The sequence below is a fragment of the Pseudomonas sp. EGD-AK9 genome (genome assembly GCF_000465935.2).
Lineage (GTDB): Bacteria > Pseudomonadota > Gammaproteobacteria > Pseudomonadales > Pseudomonadaceae > Aquipseudomonas.
The window spans coordinates 1-5,603 of the sequence record NZ_AVOF01000215.1; the positions used below are offsets into that span (position 1 = coordinate 1).

At 67.4% G+C, this 5,603-nt stretch carries 5 protein-coding genes; 3 read left to right on the forward strand and 2 right to left on the reverse strand.

Translation table 11 applies throughout. The annotated features are described in order from the left end of the window. From N878_RS11255 to N878_RS11265, 3 genes are all read left to right on the forward strand, one after another. The coding region (locus tag N878_RS11255; protein ID WP_021443756.1) for a DUF58 domain-containing protein at positions 1–1,172 on the forward strand (1,172 nt) is incomplete at its 5' end. Positions 1,173–1,447: 275 nt separating this feature from the next. After that, entirely contained in the window at positions 1,448–2,029 is a 582-nt protein-coding gene (gene sodB / locus N878_RS11260; protein WP_021443757.1) for a superoxide dismutase [Fe], read from the forward strand. Between the two features lie 237 nt (positions 2,030–2,266). Further along, entirely contained in the window at positions 2,267–4,333 is a 2,067-nt protein-coding gene (locus N878_RS11265) for a bifunctional diguanylate cyclase/phosphodiesterase (protein WP_021443758.1), read from the forward strand. Positions 4,334–4,375: 42 nt separating this feature from the next. Here N878_RS11265 and N878_RS11270 read toward each other — a convergent pair whose 3' ends face one another. Then, a complete protein-coding gene (locus N878_RS11270; RefSeq protein ID WP_021443759.1) occupies positions 4,376–5,278 on the reverse strand; it encodes a GIDE domain-containing protein in 903 nt (300 codons plus the stop codon). A gap of 4 nt (positions 5,279–5,282) precedes the next feature. After that, positions 5,283–5,603: LemA family protein (locus tag N878_RS11275; protein ID WP_021443760.1), on the reverse strand; the 321-nt coding region annotated here is incomplete at its 5' end.

Below are 5,603 nucleotides of genomic sequence, written 5' to 3' on the forward strand. Positions count from 1 at the left end.
CGCTGTGGCTGCGTCGCCTGCCCTCGCCGCGCCTCGAACGCGCGCTGCCGGGCAACCTGCCGCTGGGGCGCTGGAGCGAAGTGCAACTGACCGCCCACCACGATTACGCCCAGGGCCTGGAGGTCGAGGCGTTCGACCATGTGCCGGCGGGCATGGCCTTCGAACACCTGCCGCAGCGCATCGCCCTGCGCCCCGGCCAGCAGACGCGCTTCGCCTACCGCCTCAAGCCGCTGGTACGCGGACACTTCCACTTCCGGCACTGCGAGCTGACGCTGCCCAGCCCACTGCGCCTGTGGCAGGCCAGGCGCCTGCTGGCGTTGCCCGGCGAGAGCCGCGTCTACCCCGACTTCGCCCGCCTTTATGGCGCTCAGCTGAAGGCGGTGGACGACTGGCTCAGTCAGCTCGGCGTGCGCCAGCGCCCGCGTCGCGGCCTCGGCCTGGAGTTCCACCAGCTGCGCGAATTCCGCGACGGCGACAGCCTGCGCCAGATCGACTGGAAGGCCACCGCGCGCAAGCGCACCCCCATCGCCCGCGAATACCAGGACGAGCGCGACCAGCAGATTGTCTTCCTGCTCGACTGCGGACGGCGCATGCGCAGCCAGGACGACGAGCTGTCACACTTCGACCACGCCCTCAACGCCTGCCTGCTGCTCAGCTACGTGGCGCTGCGCCAGGGCGACGCGGTGGGCCTGACCACCTTCGCCGGCGACCAGCCGCGCTACCTGGCGCCGGTCAAGGGCCCGGCCCAGCTCAACGTGCTGCTCAATGCCGTCTACGACCTGCACGCCAGCCAGCAGCCGGCCGATTTCGCCGCTGCCGCCGACGCCCTGCTCGCCCGCCAGCGCCGCCGCGCCCTGGTGGTGCTGGTGACCAACCTGCGCGACGAGGACGACCAGGAGCTGCTCGCCGCGGTCAAGCGCCTGTCGCGCCAGCACCGCGTGCTGATCGCCAGCCTGCGCGAGGAAGTGCTCGATCGCCTGCGCCAGGAGCCGGTGCAGCAGTTCGAGCAGGCCCTGGCCTACTGCGGCACCCTGGATTACCTCAACGCCCGCGCCGACCTGCACGAACGCCTGGCCGCCCACGACGTGCCGGTGCTCGACGCCCGCCCTGGCGAGCTGGGCCCCGAACTGGTCAGCAACTACCTGGCCTGGAAGAAAGCCGGTGCGCTGTAGGGGGAACATGGCGAAGCCTTGTCCACCAGGCGAGCCCCGGGTACCGCTACGCTCGACCCAGGCCAAGCGCTGACAGAAGCGCGGCACAGGGCCCTGGCACCGGCTTTTCCACACAGTTGCTGCGTGGTTATGCCCGGGGGGCGGTGCTATGATCCCCGGTCTGCGGCGCAAGGAGTGGAAATTCCCGCCGCTTGCAGGCCACCCGCGCCTGCTGTTCCGGCCGCCCGTGATCGGCCCATGCGCATACCGCACACGACCTGAGTAGGAGATAGACCATGGCTTTCGAATTGCCGCCGCTGCCTTACGAAAAGAACGCCCTCGAGCCGCACATTTCCGCCGAGACCCTGGAATACCACCACGGCAAGCACCACAACACCTACGTGGTGAACCTGAACAACCTGGTGCCGGGCACCGAGTTCGAAGGCAAGACCCTGGAAGAGATCGTCAAGACCTCCTCGGGCGGCATCTTCAATAACGCCGCGCAGATCTGGAACCACACCTTCTACTGGAACTGCCTGTCGCCCAACGGCGGCGGTCAGCCGACCGGCGCCCTGGCCGACGCCATCAACGCCGCCTTCGGTTCCTTCGACAAGTTCAAGGAAGAGTTCAGCAAGGTTTCCATCGGTACCTTCGGTTCCGGCTGGGGCTGGCTGGTGAAGAAGGCCGACGGCTCCCTGGCCCTGGCCAGCACCATCGGCGCCGGCTGCCCGCTGACCAGCGGCGACACCCCGCTGCTGACCTGCGACGTCTGGGAACACGCCTACTACATCGACTACCGCAACCTGCGTCCGAAGTACGTCGAGGCGTTCTGGAACCTGGTCAACTGGGACTTCGTCGCCCAGAACTACGCGGCCTGAGTTCAAGCCCCGTAACGAAAAACCCGGCCTCGGCCGGGTTTTTCGTTTTCGCCGCGGCGAACGGCGCTCAAGTCCGCAGCCGGCGCACCGACACAGTGCTAGACGCCTGCTGCACCGGCAGGCTGCGCGCCGTCGAGAAAAAACTGCTGGCCCGCATGATGGCCCTTTGACGGCCAGGGCGAGATTGCCAATACTCTGATCCGACTGACGCTGGGCGCACAGAACAAGGAATCGCCTTTGAAGCTGGAACTGAAGAACAGCCTGTCACTCAAGTTGCTCCGCGTGGTGCTGCTCTCGGCGCTGGCAGTCGGGGTGGTTTTAAGCTGCGCGCAGATCGTCTTCGACGCTTACAAGACCCGCCAGGCAGTGGCCAACGACGCCCAGCGCATCCTCGGCATGTTCCGCGACCCCTCGACCCAGGCGGTGTACAGCCTGGATCGCGAGATGGGCATGCAGGTCATCGAGGGTCTGTTCCAGCACGAATCGGTGCGCTACGCCAGCATCGGCCACCCCAACGAACCCATGCTGGCGGAGAAATCCCGCGAGCTGACCCAGCTGCCGACGCGCTGGATGACCGACCCGATCCTCGGCCAGGATCAGCACTTCTCCACCAAGCTGGTCGGTCGCGGGCCCTACAGCGAATACTACGGCGACCTCAACATCACCCTGGATACCGCGCCCTACGGCCAGAGCTTCGTCACCAACTCGGTGATCATCTTCATCTCCGGCGTGCTGCGCGCCCTGGCCATGGGCCTGGTGCTGTACCTGGTCTACCACTGGCTGCTGACCAAGCCACTGTCGAAGATCATCGAGCACCTGACCCACATCAACCCCGACCGCCCCAGCGAACACAAGCTGCCCATGCTCAGGGGCAACGAGAAGAACGAGCTGGGCCTGTGGATCAACACCGCCAACCAGCTGCTGGCCTCCATCGAGCGCAACACCCACCTGCGCCGCGAGGCGGAGAACAGCCTGCTGCGCATGGCCCAGTACGACTTCCTCACCGGTCTGCCCAATCGCCAGCAGCTGCAGCAGCAGCTCGACCAGATCCTCGAGGACGCCGGCCGCCTGCAACGCCGCGTCGCCGTGCTGTGCGTCGGCCTGGACGACTTCAAGGGCATCAACGAGCAGTTCAGCTACCAGAGCGGCGACCAGCTGCTGCTGGCGCTGTCCGATCGCCTGCGCAGCCACAGCGGCCGCCTCGGCGCGCTGGCCCGCCTCGGCGGCGACCAGTTCGCCCTGGTTCAGGCCGATATAGAACAACCCTACGAGGCCGCCGAGCTGGCGCAGAGCGTGCTCGACGACCTGGAGCAGCCGTTCCTCCTCGACCAGCAGGAAGTGCACCTGCGCGCCACCATCGGCATCACCCTGTTCCCCGAGGACGGCGACAGCACCGAGAAGCTGCTGCAGAAGGCCGAACAGACCATGACCCTGGCCAAGAGCCGCTCGCGCAACCGCTACCAGTTCTATATCGCCAGCGTCGACAGCGAGATGCGCCGCCGCCGCGAACTGGAAAAGGACCTGCGCGAGGCGCTGGCGCAGAACCAGCTGCACCTGGTCTACCAGCCGCAGGTGGACTACCGCGACCACCGCGTGGTCGGCGTCGAGGCGCTGCTGCGCTGGCAGCACCCGCAACACGGCTTCGTCGCGCCGGACCTGTTCATCCCGCTGGCCGAACAGAACGGCACCATCATCCCCATCGGCGAATGGGTGCTCGACCAGACCTGTCGCCAGCTGCGCGAGTGGCACGACCAGGGTTTCAGCGACCTGCGCATGGCCATCAACCTGTCCACCGTGCAACTGCACCACGCCGAGCTGCCGCGAGTGGTCAACAACCTGATGCAGGTCTACCGCCTGCCGGCCAAGAGCCTGGAGTTGGAAGTCACCGAGACCGGCCTGATGGAAGACATCAGCACCGCCGCCCAGCACCTGCTCAGCCTGCGCCGCTCCGGCGCCTTGATCGCCATTGACGACTTCGGTACCGGCTACTCCTCGCTGAGCTATCTGAAGAGCCTGCCGCTGGACAAGATCAAGATCGACAAGAGCTTCGTCCAGGATCTGCTGGAAGACGAGGACGACGCCACCATCGTTCGCGCCATCATCCAGCTCGGCAAGAGCCTGGGCATGCAGGTGATCGCCGAGGGCGTGGAGACCGCCGAGCAGGAGGCCTACATCATCGCCCAAGGCTGCCACGAGGGGCAGGGCTACCTGTACAGCAAGCCGCTGCCGGCGCGCGAACTGACCCTGTTCCTCAAGCAGGCCCGCCGCCTCAGCGCCGCCGCCGGTAACCCCGCCACGCTTTAAAGGGGCAAGCCCACCTCGATGGCGGGCTCGCCGCCCTAGGCCTCAGAAATGCCGCACGCCCAGCAGCCAGGCGGTGGCTAAAGCGCCGACCAGGCACAGCGCCGCGCCGGCCGCGGCCTGCCAGTAGAAGCCGCGGGCCAACTCGTCTTCGCCGGCATTGGCAAGGATGAAGGGACGCGCCTCGCCCGGTTTGGCCATCTTGTGCCGCGCCGGCTCGGCGCTGCTACGCCGGTGCCTGTGCTCCGCCTCCAGCTGCGCGGCCAGGCGCACGCGGCCCCACTCGCGCTCGTCCAGCTCGCCGTTGCCGTCGCTGTCGAAACGCTGCAGCAGCCCGGCATAGTCGCCCTTCCACTCGCGGATCACCTGGCCCTGCGCGCCGTGCAGGTCGAGGCCCTGCTGGCCGCCGCCGGTGGTGCGGAAATCGCCGATGGCATAGAGCGGCTGGCCGACGTGAAAACGCTCCTCGCAGTAGCGGTAACGCTTGCCGCTGCTGAGAAAGCCCAGCAGCCCGGTCTTCGCCGGCCCCAGCGGGTGACGCAGGTTGCCCTGCCAGACCTCGCGCACCAGCGGGCGCACCTCGGCGCCGCGCGGGTCGATCAGGCATTCGCCGGTGCCGTCGACCAGGCGCAGCCAGGCATCGCTGCTGCCGCTCTCGATCACCCGCCAGCTGCGCTTCTTGCCGCTGGATTTGTACTCCTCGATGCGAAAGCGCCACCACAGGCAGGGTTTACCGGTCAGCGGGCCGCGCACCGCCGCCTCGGGCAGCTCCTCCAGCACGCCGTAGAGTTCGACATAGCCCTGCGCCGCCGAGCGGATCTTCGAGGTTGGCGTGTCCAACAGATGGCGCGCCTGCGACCAGCGCCGCAGACACCACCAGCCACCGCCCAGGCAGGCGCCCAGGCTGAATCCCAGGGCGACCAGCAGGCCGCCGATATCGCCTTCCATCGCCTCAGCTGAACAGCGATTTGAGGTCGACGTCGGCCTTCTCGGCGTCGCTGAACACCAGCAGCTCGGCGGCCTGGAAGGCAAACAGGCGGGCCAGGATCACGTCGGGGAACTGCTCGATGCGCACGTTGTTGAGATTGACCGCCTCGTTGTACAGCTCGCGGCGGTCGGCGATGCCGTTCTCCAGGCCGCTGATGCGCTGCTGCAGGTGCTGGAAGCTGTCGTTGGCCTTGAGCTCCGGGTAGTTCTCGGCCAGCGCGAAGAGCTGGCCGAGGCCGGCGCGCAGGCCGCTTTCCGCCTTGCCCAGGGCGCCGACGTCGTGCTG

What these genes read in the sequence shown, in the direction of transcription:
- sodB (WP_021443757.1), top strand. Translation starts at nt 1,448, where the DNA reads ATGGCTTTCGAATTGCCGCCGCTGCCTTACGAAAAGAACGCCCTCGAG.
- N878_RS11270 (WP_021443759.1), bottom strand. Translation starts at nt 5,278, where the DNA reads ATGGAAGGCGATATCGGCGGCCTGCTGGTCGCCCTGGGATTCAGCCTG.